This window comes from Paenibacillus physcomitrellae, assembly GCF_002240225.1.
GTDB lineage: Bacteria > Bacillota > Bacilli > Paenibacillales > Paenibacillaceae > Fontibacillus > Fontibacillus physcomitrellae.
Window position 1 is genome coordinate 447310 of record NZ_CP022584.1, and the last position, 18566, is coordinate 465875.

The following is an 18566-nucleotide window of genomic DNA, read 5'->3' on the forward strand; positions in this document are numbered from 1 at the left end:
TCATACATGTCATCGGTTAGCGGCAAATTGGCCGCCGGGGGAACCCAGGCGCCTCCGGTCAAAACCTCGTTATGGAAACAATCGTTTAAACAGCTATGGAAGAACAAACTGGCCGTAACCGGCCTAGTTATCGTTATTATTATGTTTCTTGCCTGTTTTATCGGGCCTTTATTTTCGCCTTATACCGACAACCAGATTAATTTGCGGATCATGGGGAAGGGGCCTAATGCCCAGCACTGGTTAGGTACGGATAAACTCGGCCGGGACGTGCTGCTGCGGGTGCTTATGGCCGGCAGAATCTCGCTGACCGTCGGATTTGCTGCGATGGTGCTGTCCGTATTTATCGGTACTCTTCTGGGAACGCTCGCCGGTTTCTACCGGGGAGTAGTCGACCAGGTCATCATGCGGATTGCCGATCTGCTGCTCACCATTCCAAGTCTGCCGCTGCTGCTCATCGCGGGTTCCATGCTGTCGAGCTGGAATGTGCCAACGGATTATCGGATGTACGTCGTCATGCTGATGCTGAGTGTGGTCGGCTGGCCGGGACTGGCCCGCATGATCCGCGGCCAGCTGCTGAGTCTCCGCGAAAGAGAATATATGCAGGCAACGGTAGTGCTTGGACTGCGGGACCGCCGCAAATTGTTTAAGCACCTGCTGCCGAACCTGGCTCCGCTGATCATCGTTATTGCCACCTTGAATATCGGCAGCTCGATTCTGCTGGAATCCGTGCTGAGTTATTTTGGTGTCGGCGTTACGGCGCCTACACCTACTTGGGGCAACATGATTCAGGACAGCAACAACCTGATCGATTTCCAAATGAGACCTTGGCTTTGGATACCGCCGGGCTTGTGTATTTTTGCAACGGTCATCGCTATTAATTTGTTTGGCGATGGTCTGCGGGATGTTCTCGATCCCAACCATAAAAGGTAGGTGGCAAGTTCGTCATGAATAAAACTTTGCTGGATATAGAGCATTTGAGCACACACTTTTTCACAGATGGAGGCACGGTCAAGGCGGTTGACGATGTGAGCTTTCAGGTTCGTAAAGGCGAGATCGTATGTATCGTTGGCGAATCCGGCAGCGGCAAAAGCATCACGGCCATGTCGGTTATGGGCCTCGTCAAAGAGCCGGCTGGCCGGGTTGTGAACGGCCAAATCAAGCTGGAGGGTCAGAACCTGCTGACCTTGACAAAAAACGAAAAACGTGTTCTCCGCGGCAAAGAGATTGCGATGATTTTTCAAGAGCCGATGTCTTCGCTAAACCCGGTTCTGCCGATTGGGCAGCAGATTATGGAGCCGCTGCGCGAGCATTTGAAGATGGGGAAGAAAGAAGCCCGCGAGCGCGCAATCGAATTAATCAAGGAAGTCGGTATTTCGCGTGCCGAGCAAATTGTGGATGCCTATCCGCATGAGCTTAGCGGCGGCATGCTGCAGCGGGTGATGATCGCGATTGCGATTTCCTGTAATCCAAAGCTGCTGATTGCGGACGAACCCACAACGGCGCTTGACGTTACGATTCAGGCGCAAATTCTGGAGATGATGCGCAAGCTGCGCGAAGAGTCCGATATGTCGATTCTGCTGATCACGCACGATTTGGGCGTAGTGGCAGAAATGGCCGATTACGTCGTAGTTATGTATGCCGGTCAAGTCGTGGAACAGGGCGAAGTGGTGGAACTGTTTGAGAATCCTAAGCACCCTTATACCCAAGGCTTGCTGAAATCGAAGCCGGTTCTGAATCAGCGGCAGGAAGAGCTTTATTCGATTCCGGGACAGGTTCCGAATCCGCTGGAGCTGACCGAGTCCTGCTATTTCCATGACCGCTGCGAACACTGCATGGACATCTGCCGGGTGCGCCAGCCGCGTCTGAAGGAGGTAGGCAGCGAGCAGAAAGTGGCCTGCTGGCTGTATGAAGAGGAGGCTGCCATCCATGTCTGAGCCATTGCTGGAGATTCAACATTTAAAGAAATATTTTCCGATTAAACAGGGGTTGCTGAACAAGACCGTCGCCAATGTCAAAGCGGTGGATGACATTAGCCTGACCATCGGCCGTGGGGAGACCTTTGGCCTGGTAGGCGAGTCCGGCAGCGGCAAAAGCACGGTCGGCAGAAGCATTGTTCGTCTGACCGAGAAGACGAGCGGGGATATCTTGTTCAAAGGACAGGATATTTATAAGCTGTCCGGTGAAGAGCTGCGGAAGATCAGACCGCAGATGCAGCTGATTTTTCAGGACCCATACAGCTCCCTAAACCCGCGTGTACGCGTAGGCGATGCGATTGGGGAGGCGTTGCTGGATCACGGACTGGCGCCCAAGAATGAAATCCGGGATCGGGTGAAGGAAGTGCTTGGACTGTGCGGACTTTCTTCCTATCATATCGACCGGTTCCCACATGAGTTCTCCGGCGGCCAGCGTCAGCGGATCGGCATCGCCCGGGCTTTGATTCTGAACCCGGATTTGATCATCGCAGACGAGCCGGTGTCGGCGCTGGATGTATCTATTCAAGCCCAGATTATCAACCTGTTCAGAAAGCTGCAGGAGGACCGCGGACTGACTTATTTGTTTATTTCCCATGACCTCAGCGTGGTTGAGCACCTGTGCACGCGGATCGGTGTTATGTACCTGGGCACGATGATGGAAACGGGCTCACGCGACGAGCTGTTCAAGAACCCGCTGCACCCGTACACCAAAGCGCTCCTGTCTGCCGTTCCGGTTCCGATTCCGAAGCTGAAGCGAGAGCGGATCGTGCTGAAAGGGGATATTCCAAGCCCAGTCAATCCGCCTTCCGGCTGCAAATTCCATACCCGCTGTCCGTTTGCGGTTGAACGCTGCAAATCCGAGGTTCCGGAGTTCCGGAATGTGGGCAGCGACCATTTCGTAGCTTGTCATTTGGTCTAATAGATTAACGGAAATGAAAAGGTTAGATCGAGAGAGATTAAATAGGTAGGTACAACGAGAAATAGATAATTACAGCGAGTAGATAATCACAACAATAAATAGCTGGATACAACAAATAGATAGACAGAACAATAAACGCACCCCCGATCGGGGGTGCGTTTATTTAACGTTGATTGAACTTATGAGTTTGAACTTGTGAATTGTAAGTTTTGACTAGTGTTCTTAACTTGTGATTTTGAACCTGGACTACTGGGCTCGTGCGCTTGAATTTGTCAATTGCACTGAACCCAGTGAACTAGATTTATTAACTTAACCTGCGGACTCTTAATCCTCGTCCGGCGTTGTATCCGAAGCCATGTCTTCATAGCTCTCGACATTTCTCTTAGCGGACATGGCCGGGGAATCGGAATTGCCGTAGCTCTCCACGGTTTTCCAGGCGCTAGCGTCATCAAACCGTCCGGCATTTTGCTGGCGGTGTTCACCCGCTCCGGTTGGAGGCAGTGTCATCACTTCTTCTTCGATAGGCCGAGTGGATGGAACCTGCTGCTCCGGTGAATTTTGAACCGAATAAGTCGTATAGGGAATGGCCTCCAGCCGCTCGTACGGAATTGCTTCGCCGGTGATTTCATCGATACCGTATTCACCGGTCTCTATTCGCTGCAGGGCTGCATTCACCTGCTCCAGCTGATGCTGGAGATTGTCATCGATAGCCAGGTCGCGGCTCCGTTCAAATGTTTCCGTTCCTTCATCCGCCGGGTGATTATCGGCCGTGCTTAAATCACCTGTAGACATTCTAAGGGATTCGTTCAGGCCGGGGCCTCCGTCTTCTTTGAAGTGATTCTCCAAATCCTGTTTCATATCTAGCAATATATGCTTCAGCTTATCCAGCTGGGATGGGGTTAAATGATTCATTAGGTTTCCTCCTCCGAATAAGGTCAGTTATTATTTACCCGGAAAAAGGGGACGGTGACGCATGACTCCATTTCATATACAATGGGAGGTGCGGTTTGTTTACGTTTTCAACATTTGCAGAAGAGGAGATATACAGATGAAGAGGTTGATCTGGATCAGCGGATTGTCTTATTTGCTGATCGGCCTGGCTCATGTCATTATCGGTTCAATTATGCCGGTGCTGCTGGAGCATTATGGACAGGATTATAGTGCGGGAGGAACTTTGATTTTTGCTCAATTTGCGGGATTTCTTGTCGGGGTGCTTGGATCCCCATGGCTGATCTCCAGGCTGGGCAAGCGGTCAGGATTGTTAATCGCCCTGGGCGTATTGGGAGCAGCCGAGCTGCTCTACACACTGCTTCCCTCGTGGTCTCTTATGTATGTGATAGGATCGTTTGCAGGGTTTGGCTTTGGCATGATCGAAGCGGTCATCGGGACGCTGATTATTGCGGCGGCAAGAGAAAAAGCAGCTATAGCGATGAGCCGGATCGAGGTAGCCTTTGGTGTGGGGGCATTATTGATGCCGCTGTTATCAGGCTGGCTGATCCGTTCGGGAGCTTGGCGTTATGGTTTCCTCCTTATTTCGATATTTGCGGCAGTAATGCTGATTGTTTGGCTCAGAGTCCGGTTTGGCGAGCTGGATGGGGTGCTGAAGGATCGTCCGGGGAGCAAGGCTGCCAAGCAAAAGGCAAACGGTGAAGGGGAGATGAAGAGTGCCAATCCGGCAGCTCAGCTCAATCCGGTTGACTTGCCGGATCTAGGTTCGGAAGACTTCAAAACACGCGGACAGAAGGGATGGGCCCGGCATTATACGGGTTCACGAGCTGTGCTGCTGGCTGTGTTTGTTCTTTTCTTTTTCATTTATGTGGGGATAGAAATGGGTTTTGTTAACTTTCTGCCGTCCATGCTGGTCGAGAGAAGCGGGGCAGGGGAGGCTACAGCAGCGTATGGGGTGGCGGTCTTCTGGCTGGCCATGTCGATTGGCAGAGTCTATGCGGGGATATTGGCTCAAAAGATAGGATTTGCCCCATATATCATTTGCGGCATTTTTCTGTCGCTGGTGTTCTTGAGTTTGTTTAATCTGGTCGATCATTTTGCGATGTTCCTGCTGGCCGTCCTGTTTATCGGGCTGTTTCTCTCGGGGATCTTCTCGATTGCGTTGGTTTATGCAACAACTCTGCTTCCGGGCAGTGAAGCGACAACGCCAAGTCTGCTGATTGCATCGGGTGGAGTAGGAGGGGCCGTGCTGCCGCTGCTGCTTGGCCGCAGCATGGATCATTACGGGGCTGCCCCGACAGGCTGGCTGCTGGCGGGAGTATTAGCGCTGCTGCTCGTGCTGGGTCTGATCATTGCCGCCGCTGAGAGGGTCCGTCGTCTCAAACAAAGCGTTACGGCCAGTCTATAGCTGGTTATCACACAAAAACAAGCGGATCTCTCCGGCAGGAGAGGATCCGCTTGTTGGTTTTTTAACTACAAAGGAGCAACGATTAGATCGCCCAGCTGCCCTTTTTGAAAATTTGAATTTCCGTACCGTCTTCGGTAGTGCCGAAGATATCCATTTCACCGGAACCGACCATAAAGTCGACGTGAGTAATGCTGGTGTTCAAACCGCTTTGCTCCAGCTGCTCCTGGTTCATTTCCTTGCCGCCTTTCAGGTTAAAGGCATAAGCGCTGCCGATGGCCAGGTGGTTGGAAGCATTTTCGTCAAACAAAGTGTTATAGAACAGAATATTGGATTCGGAAATCGGGGAATTGTGAGGCACCAGTGCCACTTCGCCGAGATAATGAGCGCCTTCGTCGAGGGAGACAAGCTGCTTCAGCACGTCTTCGCCTTGTTTGGCCGATACGTCCGTAATCCGTCCGTTCTCGAAAGTAATGGTAAATTCGTCGATGATGTTGCCGCTGTAGCTGAGCGGTTTCGTGCTGGATACTTTACCGTTGACCCCGGTTTTGAGCGGAGCGGTAAAGACCTCTTCCGTAGGCAGGTTAGCCAGGAAGGCATGCCCGTTCTGATTGATGCTGTCAGCCGCAACCCACAGATGTCCTTCAGGCAGCTCGATCGTCAAATCAGTTCCGGGCGCTATGTAATGCAGCTTTTTGAATCGCTTCTCATTTAAGTAGTCGGATTTCTCGTTCAAGGTCCGAATATGGTTGTCCCAGGCTTCAAACGTATCCTCGCGGTCAATACGTGTCGTATGGAAGATAGCATCCCACAATTTATTGATCTGCTCGGGTTCTGGAACGTCAGGGAATACTTTGGCGGCCCAGGCTTTGGAAGGAACTGCGACGATGGACCAGCTGAATTTATCGGCCTGCTGGTACTGGCGATATTTGCTCATTGCTTTGCCGGTTACTTTCTGCAGGTTGGTAATCCGTTCATGGTTGACGCCCTTAAGCAGATCCGGGTCGGAAGAAATGACATGCAGCACGGCTGCGCCGTTCTCTACAAGCTCCAGCATTTCGCCGGCGTACCATTTAGGTTCGTCAAGGAACGATTCGTCTGCAGCCATGTCGTATCTGAGGCGGGTAACGGTATCATCGTTCCAGTTTACTTTTACCAAACGGGCGCCTTTTTCATAGGCTTTCTTGACAATCAGGCGGACCAGTTCCGCGGAATCAATCGTAGCGTTAACGACTAGTGTTTGGCCGGGTTGAACATTAGCTCCAACTCTTACGGCTAGTTCAGCGTATTTCTCTAATTTTTGCAAAAAATCTGACATGTGTTTTTTCCTCCATTCACCAAATAACTACCCTTCCTATTGTACAGGAAATGGATATAGAATCCAAAGCTAATTCGTTTCATTCGGGTCTAGAAGACTAAGGACCCATTTGCACCATGCAATTTCTTCTTCTTCCATTTTGAGCTTGCGATTATGGACAATGTAACGTCCAAACTGAAGCTCTCCAAATTCGGGAACCCTACCGCCCGATTCTTCGATGATACTTGCGATCTTGGCTCTCCGGTTCTCACTGGTTGTTTGGTAGTAAGCGATTCGATCGTGAAACAGGCGTTTAGCTGTTGGCAGCTCGGTTAAAGCAAGAGCGTAAGCCTTAATGAGAAATTCATCCCGTGTAACAGGCAGGGCCGGCGATTTGGACATCCAGTTCTTCAGAATTTGCCGTCCTGACTCGGTAATGTGATAGATCTTCTTATTCGGTTTGCCGGTTTGTTCCACATTTTCAGAGGTTAGCAGAGCCTGTTCTTCGAGTTTAGACAGAAGCGGGTAAATTTGACTGTGTTTGGCCTGCCAGAACACTTCCATCATTTTGGCGAGTTCATAGCCTGAGCAAGGCTTTCTGACCAGCATACCGAGCAGAGCATAACTAAGACTATTCATGAAAAGAAAACTCCCTTTCTTTTATTAAAAACAAATGCCCGCCTCTGCAAAAAATGATAGTATAAAGCGTGACATATCTTAAAATTACCACACAAATCTCTTTTTATGTGAGATAAATGAGCTTTTTCAATAAAAATTCAAGGAGGTTGGCCCTGGTTTGCGACAGAAGATTTGGAATATTCGCAGCAAAATATTACTCGGTTTCATCCTGATCATTGTTTTCCTTGGCATCCTCCTGCTGACGGTTGCTTCAAGACTCGATGACCTGCAGACGGAAGCTGCCTATATCAGTGATCATGATTTGGAGGTACAGAACGAGACGAACACAATTGAGAAGCTGGTTCTGGATATGGAGACGGCTCAGAGAGGATTCATTCTGACAGGAAGGGAGGCCTATCTGGAGCCTTATAATAATGCTTATAGTTCCTGGAAAGCAACCTCCGATACGCTGAGAGGGCTGATTGCCGGCGATCTCCGGCAGAGCGATCAGCTGGCCAAGATTGATGAAGAGATTACTGACTGGATCGAAAACGCGGGTAACGTCTCTATCGAATATAAACGCCAGAAGATGGATGATGAGCTAGAGAAGTTCTTTGAAAATGATCCTGGTAAACCGTTAATCGATCAGATTCGGCGGGATTTCGACAATTTCCGAGCCTACGAAAGAAATGCGACCCAACAGCGTGTGGTTGCTTTGGAGCAGGGCAACCGGAAGCTGGTCAGCTTTATATTGCTCCTCTGGCTGGGCGTAGCGGGAATTGCGCTGATCGCCGCCATTATGGTCTCCAATAATATCGTGAGCGCCATTAAACAAGTGACCGGGGCTATCCGTAAGATTGGAACCGGCGGGAATTTATCTGACCGGATTACGGTCCGAACCAAAGATGAGTTTCGGGTGTTGGCACAGGCCACCAATGAGCTGCTAAGTCAGATTGAACAAGAGAACTGGCAGAAAGAACAGTTGAAAGAAATGGCGTTAAGTCTGCAAAATAAACCGTCCACCGAGGAACTCGGCAAAGTGCTGCTGCAGAAGCTGGCAGAGCTTCTGCAGCTGCCTGTAGCCGCCTTATATATGTTGTCTAAGGACGGAAGCCGTTTAGTCCGGGCAGCCGCCTACAATATGGAGCAAAAGGATAGACCTGCCGAGTTCAAGTTCGGTGAAGGACTTGTCGGTCAATGTGCAGTAAGCAAAAGCAAAGTTCAGGTGAAGGCAGTCCCTTCGGATGCCTTGTCCATCAAATCCGGTTTTGGTACGGTAGTTCCGTTCCAAGTTGCCGCAGTGCCTGTAGTCTTTGAAGATCATGTGGTGTCTGTGCTGGAGTTCGGGATAATGGAAGAACTGGCCGCAGACAAGCAGAAATTCCTAAGCGAGCTGCTGAACACAGTAGGGGCATCCATTCATTCTATCCGTACGAAAATGGAGCTGGACCACCTTTACAGGGAAACCCAGGCGGTTAATGAGGAGCTGCAGGTACAGACCGAGGAGCTCCAAAGCCAGGCCGAAGAACTTCAGACTCAAACGGAAGAATTAACGATGCAGGCCGAAGAGCTGCATCATTTGAATGACCGCCTTGAATCGCAGAAGGCCGTTGCTGAACAATCGGCTTTAGAGCTCAAAAAAATTGCGGAAGAACTCGAGACCAGCTCCAATTTCAAATCAGAATTTCTGGCTAATATGTCGCATGAGCTTCGCACTCCGCTTAATAGTATGTTGATTTTGTCGCAGATTTTATCCGCGAATCAAAGCGGAAATATGACCAAGGAAGAGCAGAACTACGCTTCGGTTATTCACTCATCCGGCCAGGATTTGCTGCATTTGATTAACGATATTCTGGACTTGTCGAAGGTCGAAGCAGGACAAATGGATCTAAATATGATGGATGTCTCCATAAAGGACATGCTGGAATCGCTGCAGCTTCAATTCGAGAATACGGCCAAACAGAAAAATTTAGCGTTCTCCGTACGCATGGATGACCAGGTGCCGGAATCGATCCGGACGGATTCCATGCGGGTACAGCAGATATTAAAGAACCTTTTGTCCAATGCCGTTAAATTTACGGATCAGGGAGAGGTCTCGTTAGTCGTCGAGCAGAAGGACGGGAGGTTTGTCCCTCAAATTGGTAAGTCCGTCGATGTGCTTGCCTTTATCGTCCGCGACACGGGAATTGGCATTCCGCAGGATAAGCACGAGTCGATCTTTGAAGCATTCCGTCAGGCGGAAGGCAGCACCTCCCGTCGTTTTGGGGGGACTGGACTTGGTCTGTCTATTTCCTTGCAGCTTGCCAAGCTGCTTGGCGGCAGCATCAGCCTCGAAAGCCAATGGGGGGGCGGCAGCACATTTACCTTTTATTTGCCGCTCTATGAAGAAACAAGCGATCTGCTCAGGTTCGATCAAGCGTTGCTGCCTAAACCTTACGATAGTCTGATGGAGGCCCAGGCCGCTCCTACGGTTGAGACGATCAGTGCGCCGGTTGAGGAGCTTCGCTCGGATGAAGTCCGGACGGAGATTTTCGATTACAAAACGGTTCTGATCGTGGATGACGATATCCGTAATGTATATGCGCTCACAAGCTTTCTGGAGAAGCTGAACATGAAAGTTCTCATTGCCCAGAACGGTTATGAGAGTCTTGACGTTGTCTCCCAGGAGCCGGTAGACTTGGTGCTTATGGATATTATGATGCCGGAGATGGACGGATATCAGGCTATTCGGGAGATCCGTTCGACGCTTGGATTCACGGAGCTGCCCATTATCGCATTGACGGCAAAGGCCATGAAAGAAGACCGAGACAAATGCCTGGCTGCAGGAGCTTCCGATTATGTCAGCAAGCCGCTGGATATCCATCATGTATTAGGTATTATGCAGGTCTGGCTGGAGAAAAATAACACACAACCAACTAATGAAGTGAAGGAGTTTTAGAACAAATGAACATGATAATCAAGAACGCTGAAATGAATAAGGATTCGGAAGGTGCCTTCCTGGGTAAAACCGTATTTGAAGTTGAAGGACATACCCAGCCTTATGAGATCACTTTCTACAGCAAAAAAGGGAAGGATTGGGACTATAGTCTTCACTTTCATGCAGAGCCCGGAGAAGAAGAGAAACTCCTTGTGGTCGATGCGTTTATTGAAGAAAGCGAGGAGGCATTCGACAACCTGCTGGACGCTGCGCTGGATGCCAATCCAGAGCTGTAACCGGCGGTGTTGCCTAGCCCTTGCTTAAAGGACTGGGAGGAACAGGCATGCCGCAGAATACTTTTTTCAAAACATCTCTTGGCATCGTTATGGTGCTTACGATTGTATTTCTGCTTCACAAAATCAATTTTGTTTTTAATCCGGTTGTGACACTCGTCTCCATTCTGATCGTGCCGGTGAGCGTCTCCGTATTTCTGTATTATTTACTGCGGCCGCTCATCCATTTACTGGACAAACGCAAAGTTAATCGTGTAGCTTCTGTCCTCGTTATTTATTTGGCGATCTGCCTGCTGCTGACGATCTTTTTCCTTGTGGTATGGCCGCCGCTCCGCAATCAGATTCAGCAGTTCATCAACAATGTGCCGTTTCTGATTGACGGATTAACGAACCAGATGAACGAGATCCAGAAAAGTAAATATTTCTCGATGTTCGACAGCGATAACGCTCAGTTCACCAGTAAAATCACGGAATATACCAATGAACTGCTTCAGACCATCAGCGGTTATTTGTCCCATTTTATTTCGTTCCTGAGCGGTTTCTTCATCGTTGTAGGTACAGTGCCTATCGTCTTGTATTACATGTTGAAGGAAGATGGCAAAATGTCCGCCGCTCTTGTGCGGATGATTCCCTCTAAATATCGCAAGGATGCCAAATATGTAACCGATGAAATCGATAATGCGTTAAGCGGGTTCATTGCCGGACGCATCATCAGCTCTTTCTTGCTCGGCGTGCTTAGTTTTATTGGTTACCTCATCATCGGACTGCCATATCCGCTGCTGCTTGCCATCATTTGCGCGATCTTTAACTTCATCCCGTATTTTGGTCCTTTGCTCGGCGCCATTCCTTGCGTCATCGTTGCATTTACCGAATCTCCGAGCATGGTGCTGTGGGTCATCGTGGTTGTATTTGTAGCCCAGCAAATTGAAGGGAATCTGATCGCACCTTACGTATACGGCAGAACGATTAACATTCACCCGCTGACGACGGTGGTGCTCATCTTGATTGCTGGGGAGATCAGCGGAATCCTGGGCATGCTGCTGGCGATCCCGCTGTATATGATTGTAAAAGTTACGATCGTACGCGTTTACCGGATCTTTCTGGCGGATAAAGTGGAAGAATTTGTGGATTAGGTACCGGCTTTGCCTGAAAGTGACAGATGTCATATCGGGACCTTCCCGGGATAGAGGATGATGGAGTTATCCAAGTTCTCTATATTTCCGGGAGGCGATAACATGTCCATGACTGCCAGAGGCGGCAAGTTTGTTTATGCTTGGAGCCTGATCGGCGAAGACGGCTCCCTTCATTTGCCTGAGCAGGCCTTGCAGGAATACGGTATTGGCCCAGGTCCGATTATTCTCATGTCCGGACGAAATACATCAAGCGGCTTTAACGTTATGTGCAAGGAACTGATTCCGAATTCCCCGCTGGCAGCCGTGTTTGCGAATCTTCCTGAATTGCAGGATTTTTCAGTCCAGGAGGGGCATATCATCCCGTTTAAAGAGCGTTTGTTCTGTTGGGTAACGCTTCGTAATGATCACAGTTTAACCGTGCCGCCTGCCACTTTGAAACAATGGGGACTTCAGCCGGGTGACAAGCTCCTTTGTCTGCGGGGCAGCCATTTGTCTTTTACTTGTCTGGCCAAGGGCCCGTATGTCGATAGGGCCGAATCTTCTTTTGGAATTAAAGTATATAAGGTTTAAATGAAGCCAATCTTACCAAGATTGGCTTTTTTATTTTTAGGCTTTAGCCTGTTGAGCACGTGAAACGTGCGAAATATAAAACCACCCGCTATGCGGGTGGAGGGATCTAGGGTTACACCAATAAGACCATCCGGATAAAATTGAGATGTTCAGGCTCAATTCGAAAGGATGGTCTTATATGGAAAATAAAAATTTTAGTTTAGCGCACACAAAGTGGATGTGTAAGTATCACATTGTGTTCACCCCGAAGTATAGACGTAAAGAGATCTACAATCAAGTGAGACGAGATCTAATTGAAATCATGAAGCGTCTATGTAAATACAAGGGAGTAGAGATATTAGAAGGGCATATGATGCCGGATCATGTCCACATGCTGGTGGCGATCCCACCGAAAATATCGGTGTCTTCCTTTATGGGCTATCTAAAAGGGAAAAGCGCACTCATGATATTCGAGAAGCATGCCAACTTGAAGTATAAGTATGGGAATCGGAAATTCTGGGCGGAAGGCTACTACGTAAGTACAGTGGGGCTAAATGAAGCCACCGTCGCCAAGTACATTCGAGAGCAAGAGGCACATGACCAAGCCGTAGATAAGCTGAGTGTAAAAGAGTATGAAGATCCATTCAGCAGCAACAAGGGCAAGAAAAAGTAAAACCAGTTTAACTGGTAAGTGAAAGAGACAAATAACACTGAGCCTGAACGCTTTGTGGTCAGGCTAGCGTCTTTAGGCGCAGTTTGGTAACAGGGGGTTATACCCCTAGTGCAAACCACCCGTTGGACGGGTGGTTCTGATTTTCTTCAAAATGGGTAATCAATCGATGAACTGAAACTTTAAACCCGCGCTGGACAACAAGGAGGAGAAAATGAAGGCTGTTACCTATCAAGGCAAGCGGAAGATGGAAGTTAAGGAAGTAAGAGACCCTAAGCTGGAAACGAAACAGGATGTACTGGTTCGGATTACAAGTACGGCTATTTGCGGATCGGATCTTCATATTTATAACGGGGAGATTCCCGGCATGTACGATGATTATGTGGTAGGCCATGAACCGATGGGCATCATCGAAGAAGTGGGGCCTGAGGTTAGGCATGTGAAGAAAGGAGACCGCGTCATCATTCCGTTTAATGTGTCCTGCGGGGAATGTTTCTTCTGCAAGCATCAGATGGAGAGCCAATGCGACAATGCGAACGAAGCGAAAGATACGGGTGGCTATCTGGGGTACTCCAACAGCTACGGCGGTTTTATGGGCGGACAAGCGGAGCTTCTGCGTGTGCCGTACGGCAACTTTATGCCATTTGTCATTCCGGAGAATGCAGAAATGGAGGATGAGAAGCTGCTGTTCCTCTCGGACATACTGCCTACAGCTTATTGGAGCGTAATTAACGGGGGCGTTAAGCCGGGAGATACCGTTATTATTTTAGGCTGTGGACCGGTGGGTTTACTGGCTCAGAAATTTGCCTGGCAGAAAGGTGCGAAACGGGTTATTGCCATCGACCATGTCCCTTACCGGCTGGCGCATGCGAAACGGACCAACAACGTTGAGGTGTTTAACTTTGAAGAATACGGCGCCGATTTCTCTGATCATATCAAGGAAATCACCGGGGGCGGCGGAGATGTCGTGATTGACTGTGTAGGGCTGGATGCCAAGAAATCGATGATCGAAAAGATTGAAACAACGCTCAAGCTGCAGGGCGGATCTTTGTCCGCGTTTGAGCTGGCAGCCAAAGTGGTTCGCAAATTCGGCACCATCCAGGTCACCGGCGTTTACGGGCTTACTTATAACATGTTCCCGTTCGGCCATTTGTTCGAGCGCAACATTACCATCAAGACCGGCCAAGCCCCTGTCATTCATTTGATTCCTGAGCTTTATCTGCAGATCAAGCATGGGAAAATAGATCCGACGGACATCATTACGCACCGCCTCGGTTTGGAACAGGCAGAACACGGCTACAGCATCTTCGACAACAAGGAAGAGGACTGCATCAAGGTCATATTAAAACCGTAACCGTTAACCCTTTAGCGGGAACCAAACTTGGACAGGCCGCCTGGACGTTGTTCAGACGGCTTTTTCTGTGCTGACTGACCTTGCGCCTGGATGGATCGAAGATTTCATATGTGCAGACCGTGACCGGGCATTCCGGCACAGCACCCCCACTTTAGGACTTATACCAAAATTGCCGTTTTTGAGTTATGATTGTATCCGTACCAAAAAAACATCATCAATGCTGGAGCGGGATGTATTATGGAAAATTACCCTGAGGAGTTTATTGACTGGTTAATTCAAACCATGCAGTTGAATGGCTACTCCATTCTGCTGGTTACGATTCCTCTGGCGCTTATTCAATCCTTTATCGGCCTTTACCCGTTTGCTGCCCTCATCATGCTGAATATTTCGGCTATCGGCCTTGTAGAAGGGCTTCTGGTCAGCTGGGCAATGGGAACCCTGGGTACGATATTGGTCTATGTCGTCTGCGAGAAATTTCTATCAAACTGGATACAACGCAAGTGGCTCAGAAAGATGAAACGTTATGAGAAATGGCAGAGGTATACGGAACGGTACGGAATCTGGACAATCATTCTGCTCCGCACCCTGCCCATTATGCCCAATAACCTGATTTGTTTAATGGCGTCTATTTCATCGCTAAGCTTCCGGAAATACTGCTGGTCCTCGGTGTGGGGTATGTTGTCTTATATCGGCCTGATTGGCGTGCTGGGAGCGGCGGTGCTGATGCCCGAAGTGAATGTAGGCTTGATCACCCTATTGTATGGTGGATTCTGCCTGCTTCTGCTGCTCATGTTTGTCTGCCAGGAAGTGCTGCTGGTGCGGCACAAAGGGAGGCAGGGGCGGGAGCAGGAGACTCCACCCTCTAATCCTTTGATGTAGTGATGGAGTCCATAACTCTAGTTAATTGCAAGCAGAAAGCGGGGAGTTCTTATGAACAAAAATCAACTCGGAACATCGGATTTGCTCGTATCTGAAATCGGGTTTGGCTGCATGACCATCGGAACCGAAGAACAGACAGGTGTCAGACTTATTCATGAAGCGCTGGACCGCGGCATCAATCTGCTGGATACGGCGGATCTGTATGACAGCGGCCGCAACGAGGAAATCGTTGGTTTGGCCTTGAAAGGACGCCGTCAGGACGTCATTCTGGCGACCAAGGTTGGCAACCGGCGGATTCCCGACCATGAGGGCTGGGTCTGGGACGCTTCCAAAGCCTATATTCTATCGGCTGTTAAAGAAAGTCTGCGCCGGCTGCAGACCGATTATATCGACCTTTATCAGCTGCATGGAGGCACGCTGGATGACCCGATCGATGAGACGATAGAAGCTTTTGAGCAGTTGAAAAAGGAAGGGCTTATTCGGCACTATGGCATTTCCTCGATTCGTCCAAACGTTATTCGGGAATACGTATCACGTTCTTCGATCGTCAGCGTCATGAACCAGTATAGCATTTTGGACCGGCGCGCCGAGGAAGAGGTCCTTCCGCTGCTCGAGAAGAACGGCATTAGCGTTATTGCCCGCGGTCCGGTAGCCAGCGGCAATCTGGCCGATGGAGGCGAACAGAAAGCGGCCAAAGGTTATTTGGACTACAACGAGTCCGAGCTATTGGAGATTCGCAGCAAATTGGCGCAGGTGGCGGCCGGCACCTGCACGCTTAGCCAGCTGGCGATTCGCTACAGCCTGGCTGCACCGGCTGTGGCTTCGGCGATTGCTGGAGCAAGTTCTCTCAAGCAGCTTGATGAGAATGTAGGTGCATCCGCTATTCCTCCGCTGAGCGATAAGGTGCTTGGGCAAATTCGGCAGATCAGCCGCGCGAACCGTTATACGCAGCATCGGTGATGTATTATTACTCGCATATTCAAACCGGATCCTATCGAGGGTCCGTTTTTTTTACACGATTTCACACAATTTTACATGATTTATACATTCTATTAATCTAGCTGAGGTATGCTACTTTTTGGAAATGTTATTCTATCTAAAATTAGGAGGGCATTCAATGAAGTTAGCAAAAAGCAGCATGAAGAAAACAGCGGTGGTCGCAGCCGCAACAGTTCTGGCGGCAACAGGTTTCGTGATCCCTAAAGCATCCGAAAACGTTCAAGCCGACACCCCTAAAACGAAAAACGTCATTTTATTCGTTGGCGACGGCATGGGCACAGCTCAGCGAAACGCGATTCGTCTGGCAACAGTTGGCGAGACAGGCAAGCTGGCTATGGATGATATGCCTTACAGCGGTCTCATTCATACTAGCTCAACGGTTCCGGTTACGGATTCCGCTGCTGCTGCTACAGCCTACGCAAGCGGGGTTAAAACTTATAACGGAGCTATCGGTGTAGATGAACACAAACAATCCGTGAAAGCGATCATGGAATATGCGAAAGATGCCGGCTTATCTACGGGTGTAGTAACAACCAGCCAGGTAACGGACGCAACGGGCGCCGCATTTGGTTCCCATGTAGAGGATCGTTCGGCACAAAGCGATATTGCAGAGCAATATCTGAATGACAGCAAGCTTGATGTCATTCTTGGCGGCGGCGAAGATTTCTGGTTCCCTGCGGGAGAACAGGGAGCTTTCCCAGACGAGCCTGCTGAAGATCCATCTGAGAAAAGCAAAGGTACAAAAGGCAATCTGGTCGAGAAAGCCAAACAGCTCGGCTACTCCTATGTAACGAGCAAATCCGAGCTGGAGCAGGCAACCAGCAGCAAGCTGCTTGGATTGTTTGCCAATGAAGAAATGTTCCAGCAGCGTGAAGAAGGCAAGGGCGATCTTTACAACCCTGTGGTGCCGCTGGCGGATATGACCAAGAAAGCAATCGATACTCTTGCTAAAAATGATAAAGGGTTCTTCCTGATGGTAGAAGAGGAAGCAACCGACGAGATGGCTCACAATAACAATGCCGCACTGACGATTAAAGCCGGCCAGGAGCTGGACAAATCGGTTCAGGTAGCGAAAGACTTTGCTAAACAAAACCCGGATACGCTGGTGCTTGTACTGGCTGACCATGAAACCGGCGGATTCTCGATTGAACCGGTTGAAGATACCGAGGATGAATCCGGTGACGGCATTTCGAAGGAAGACGGTCCTTTTGCCATTAAAGGCTCCGACCAGCAGTTTATGGTGGACTGGACGACTTCCGGACATACAGCGGTAGACGTACCTGTTACAGCTATGGGTAAAAACTCGGTTCTCTTCTCAGGCATGTTCGAGAATACCGAAGTTTATAACAAGCTGATGCTCGTTATGGGACTTGGAAACAAGAAATAATTCGAAGCTTGAACTGGAGGCCTATCCGATCGCGGATGGGCCTTTTTAGTTTGTTCCAACCATCGATGGATAACACGGGCTCACCAGACAGCGTGTCCTGGAATACTCATATAGTTGAGGTGATGAGTCGTGATCCAGATCAGTTTATGTATGATTGTCAGAAATGAAGAAGATACCATTGGCCGCTGCCTGGCTTCTGTGCACGATTTGGTAGAGGAGATCAATATCGTGGATACCGGCTCCACCGATCGAACCAAAGAAGTCGTAAGCCGGTTCACGGATCGGGTTTATGATTTCGAATGGATCCAAGATTTTGCAGCTGCCCGGAATTATGCCTTCAGCAAAGCAACACAACCCTATATTTTATGGCTGGATGCGGATGATGTGCTGCAAAAGGACGATCGCAAGAAATTAGCCGAGTTAAAACAAACGCTGGACCCTTCGATAGATTCTGTGACGATGAAATATGACCTTGTCTTCGATGAATTCGGGAACGTGATTTCAAGTTTGCGCCGCAACCGACTTGTAAAGAAAGCAAACAGATTTAAATGGATCGGTCCTGTCCACGAGTATTTAGAGGTAGGGGGCTATATTTATGATAGTGAAATATCCGTAACGCACAGCAGCCTCCATCATGACAGCGACCGAAACCTGAACATTTACGAAGCACGGGAACAGGCGGGGGAGGATTTTTCTCCGAGGGATTTATATTATTTCGCAAATGAGCTGTTTGATCATGGGAAATACGAGAGGGCTGTTGCCTATTATCATCGTTTCTTGGCTACCGGTCTTGGCTGGGTGGAGGACAATATCGCGGCCTGCGGAAAGCTTGCGGATGCTTATACGCATTTGGGCCATAAAGAGAAGGTTCTTGAATCCACGCTTCGAACGCTGCAATACAGCAGTCCGAGGCCTGAAGCCTGCTGTCGGCTCGGATATTATTTCCTGAATGAACAGGACTACCGCTCTGCCGTCTTTTGGTATGAACTTGCTACTCAAATCAAACCGCCCGCGGGCCATTTGGGGCTAACTCATGAAGCCTGCTCAACGTGGCTTCCCCATCTGCAGCTTTGTGTATGTTATGACCGTCTAGGGCTTCATAGGCTGGCTTACAGGCATAACGAGCAGGCACTTGCCTACAGACCGGCTGATAAGAGGATGCTGCAGAACAAGAACTATTTTGAAACGGTACTGGGCATCTCCGGAGATCAAGAGCAGGACTAAG

The 18566-nt window shown here is 49.4% G+C and carries 17 protein-coding genes; 14 read left to right on the forward strand and 3 right to left on the reverse strand.

Going from position 1 to position 18566, the window contains the following annotated elements:
- The first annotated feature begins 6 nt into the window (after positions 1-6).
- Genes opp4C through CBE73_RS02065 form a run of 3 tightly spaced genes read left to right on the forward strand, consistent with a single transcriptional unit; the run spans position 7 to position 2892 of the window.
- The gene (gene opp4C / locus CBE73_RS02055) at positions 7-930 is read left to right on the forward strand and encodes an oligopeptide ABC transporter permease (protein WP_094092784.1); all 924 of its coding nucleotides are present in this window, start codon (positions 7-9) and stop codon (positions 928-930) included.
- A gap of 14 nt (positions 931-944) precedes the next feature.
- Positions 945-1934, forward strand: a complete 990-nt coding sequence (locus CBE73_RS02060; RefSeq protein ID WP_094092785.1) for an ABC transporter ATP-binding protein — start codon at positions 945-947, stop codon at positions 1932-1934.
- Positions 1927-2892, forward strand: a complete 966-nt coding sequence (locus CBE73_RS02065; RefSeq protein WP_094092786.1) for an ABC transporter ATP-binding protein — start codon at positions 1927-1929, stop codon at positions 2890-2892. The genes CBE73_RS02060 and CBE73_RS02065 overlap by 8 nt, the downstream gene beginning before the upstream one ends.
- 324 nt (positions 2893-3216) lie before the next feature.
- Here the strand turns inward: CBE73_RS02065 and CBE73_RS02070 are convergent, their stop codons facing one another.
- The gene (locus tag CBE73_RS02070; protein WP_094092787.1) at positions 3217-3804 is read right to left on the reverse strand and encodes a TraR/DksA C4-type zinc finger protein; all 588 of its coding nucleotides are present in this window, start codon (positions 3802-3804) and stop codon (positions 3217-3219) included.
- A 136-nt stretch (positions 3805-3940) separates the two neighbouring features.
- On the opposite strand from CBE73_RS02070, the gene CBE73_RS02075 reads away from it, so the two are divergent.
- Positions 3941-5248 (forward strand): MFS transporter, encoded by a 1308-nt coding sequence (locus tag CBE73_RS02075; RefSeq protein WP_094092788.1) that lies wholly within the window; start codon positions 3941-3943, stop codon positions 5246-5248.
- Positions 5249-5330: 82 nt separating this feature from the next.
- Here the strand turns inward: CBE73_RS02075 and CBE73_RS02080 are convergent, their stop codons facing one another.
- Together CBE73_RS02080 and CBE73_RS02085 are read right to left on the reverse strand one after the other, a co-directional pair.
- Positions 5331-6563, reverse strand: a complete 1233-nt coding sequence (locus CBE73_RS02080) for an aminopeptidase (protein WP_094092789.1) — start codon at positions 6561-6563, stop codon at positions 5331-5333.
- Between the two features lie 69 nt (positions 6564-6632).
- A complete protein-coding gene (locus tag CBE73_RS02085; protein WP_094092790.1) occupies positions 6633-7181 on the reverse strand; it encodes a PadR family transcriptional regulator in 549 nt (182 codons plus the stop codon).
- A gap of 157 nt (positions 7182-7338) precedes the next feature.
- Between CBE73_RS02085 and CBE73_RS02090 the strand changes: the two genes are divergently transcribed.
- The 10 genes from CBE73_RS02090 to CBE73_RS02135 all read left to right on the forward strand — a co-directional run bounded on the left by CBE73_RS02090 (position 7339) and on the right by CBE73_RS02135 (position 18565).
- Positions 7339-10098: a CHASE3 domain-containing protein gene (locus CBE73_RS02090; RefSeq protein ID WP_094092791.1), complete on the forward strand. Its 2760-nt coding sequence runs from the start codon at positions 7339-7341 to the stop codon at positions 10096-10098.
- 5 nt (positions 10099-10103) lie between these two features.
- A complete protein-coding gene (locus CBE73_RS02095) occupies positions 10104-10373 on the forward strand; it encodes a hypothetical protein (protein ID WP_094092792.1) in 270 nt (89 codons plus the stop codon).
- 47 nt (positions 10374-10420) lie between these two features.
- A complete protein-coding gene (locus tag CBE73_RS02100; protein ID WP_094092793.1) occupies positions 10421-11503 on the forward strand; it encodes an AI-2E family transporter in 1083 nt (360 codons plus the stop codon).
- A gap of 102 nt (positions 11504-11605) precedes the next feature.
- Complete coding sequence (locus CBE73_RS02105; protein WP_094092794.1) at positions 11606-12073, forward strand: hypothetical protein; 468 nt, start codon at positions 11606-11608, stop codon at positions 12071-12073.
- Positions 12074-12251: 178 nt separating this feature from the next.
- Complete coding sequence (tnpA, locus tag CBE73_RS02110; RefSeq protein WP_094092635.1) at positions 12252-12725, forward strand: IS200/IS605 family transposase; 474 nt, start codon at positions 12252-12254, stop codon at positions 12723-12725.
- Between the two features lie 211 nt (positions 12726-12936).
- Positions 12937-14076: a zinc-dependent alcohol dehydrogenase gene (locus tag CBE73_RS02115; protein WP_094092795.1), complete on the forward strand. Its 1140-nt coding sequence runs from the start codon at positions 12937-12939 to the stop codon at positions 14074-14076.
- 237 nt (positions 14077-14313) lie between these two features.
- On the forward strand, positions 14314-14955 hold the full coding sequence (locus tag CBE73_RS02120; protein WP_094092796.1) for a TVP38/TMEM64 family protein: 642 nt from the start codon (positions 14314-14316) through the stop codon (positions 14953-14955).
- Positions 14956-15006: 51 nt separating this feature from the next.
- Positions 15007-15915, forward strand: coding sequence for an aldo/keto reductase (locus CBE73_RS02125; protein WP_094092797.1), 909 nt, complete (start codon positions 15007-15009; stop codon positions 15913-15915).
- A gap of 157 nt (positions 15916-16072) precedes the next feature.
- Positions 16073-17341, forward strand: coding sequence for an alkaline phosphatase (locus CBE73_RS02130; protein ID WP_094092798.1), 1269 nt, complete (start codon positions 16073-16075; stop codon positions 17339-17341).
- A gap of 129 nt (positions 17342-17470) precedes the next feature.
- Complete coding sequence (locus CBE73_RS02135; RefSeq protein ID WP_094092799.1) at positions 17471-18565, forward strand: glycosyltransferase; 1095 nt, start codon at positions 17471-17473, stop codon at positions 18563-18565.
- Position 18566 lies beyond the last annotated feature (1 nt).